This is a genomic window from Agathobaculum ammoniilyticum, from assembly GCF_025567315.1.
Lineage (GTDB): Bacteria > Bacillota > Clostridia > Oscillospirales > Butyricicoccaceae > Agathobaculum > Agathobaculum ammoniilyticum.
This window is the reverse complement of the sequence record NZ_JAOQJE010000045.1, coordinates 1-1,478: the sequence shown is the minus strand read 5'-3', so window position 1 is coordinate 1,478 and position 1,478 is coordinate 1. Positions and strand designations below refer to the sequence as shown.

Genomic DNA, 1,478 nt, shown 5'->3' with positions numbered 1-1,478 from the left:
GGGGCAATCCCAAATTTTGTGTAACCGCCAAAAGCGGTGCAAATAGAGAAAAATTTATCATGGGCGGCAGACGGGTAAAACGGCTGCCGCCTTGTTAACAACATAACGCCAGCGAGAGGGGATGTCAAGACGAAGGCATTCATATCCCCTCTGCCATCGATCTGAAACGGCATTACTCAGGCATGCGCTCGGCGAAGTAGACAGCCATCTGGGCGTGGATCACACTCCAGTCCTGTCGCCGGCCGGTCCACTTTTTCGTGATATCCATCATGGCCAGATACAGCATTTTCAGCAGGCTGTCGTCGGTGGGAAATACGGATTTGGCTTTGGTCACCTTGCGCAGCTGGCGGTTGAAGCCCTCGATGGCATTGGTGGTGTAAATCAGCCGCCGCACCTCCTGAGGGTACTTGAAATAGGTGCTCAGGTTTGCCCAGTTGTCCCGCCAGGACTGGGAGATTTTCGGATATTTCCGGTCCCAGTGCTCCCCGAAGGTATCCAGGGCATCCAGTGCCGCCTGCTCATCTACGGCGGCATAAACTGCCTTCAGATCTGTCATGAGCGCCTTTAAGTCCTTGTAGGACACATATTTACTGGAATTGCGCAGCTGGTGGATGATGCAGTTCTGAATTTCGGTTTGAGGAAAGGTTGCATGGATAGCCGCATCAAATCCGGCAAGGTTATCCGTGCAGGCGATGAAAATATCCTCCACACCACGGTTCCGCAGGCCGTTAAGCACGGTCGCCCAGAACTTGGCGCTCTCATTTTCGCCTACCCACATGCCCAGTACATCTTTCCGGCCATCCAGATCAATGCCTATGGCAATATACACCGCTTTCTTTACGATCTGCCCCTCGCTGCGGACATGGTAGTGGATGGCATCCAAAAATACCACGGCGTAGATGGACTCCAAAGGCCGCTGCTGCCACTCTTTGGCCACAGGCAGGATCTTGTCCGTGATCCGGCTGACCGTGCTGTCCGAGACCGAAATACCGTAGATATCCTGAATATGGGTCTCAATATCTCCGGTGGTCATCCCCTTGGCATACATCGACAGGATCTTTTCCTCGATATCCTGGCTGATGCTGGTCTGGTTCTTTTTCAGCACCTGCGGCTCAAACTCGCCTTTCCGGTCCCGAGGCACGGATACTTCTACGTCACCAAAGCTCGTACGCAGCGTCTTACTGCTGTGCCCATTGCGGCTGTTATCCGTGTCCTTATTTTTATAGTCATACTTGCTGTAGCCCAGCTCGTCATCCAGTTCCGCCTCCAGGCCGTTCTCCATGAATTCGGCTATGGTCTCTTTAAATAAGCTCTGGATGTCTTCCATGCTGCCAATGTTCGCCATCTGCAGCAGTTCACGGATTTTCTCCCGCCGGGCCTTTTCTTCCGGCGTGCGATTCTTTCTGGCCATATGTATAACCTCCTGTGTGATGCTTCTATTCTACACCACTCAGGAGGTTTACACATAATTTGAAACA

The 1,478-nt window shown here is 52.5% G+C and carries 1 protein-coding gene; it reads right to left on the bottom strand.

All coding sequences use genetic code 11. The annotated features are described in order from the left end of the window. Positions 1-172 precede the first annotated feature (172 nt). Entirely contained in the window at positions 173-1,411 is a 1,239-nt protein-coding gene (locus OCV66_RS15460) for an IS256 family transposase (RefSeq protein ID WP_147574654.1), read from the bottom strand. Positions 1,412-1,478 lie beyond the last annotated feature (67 nt).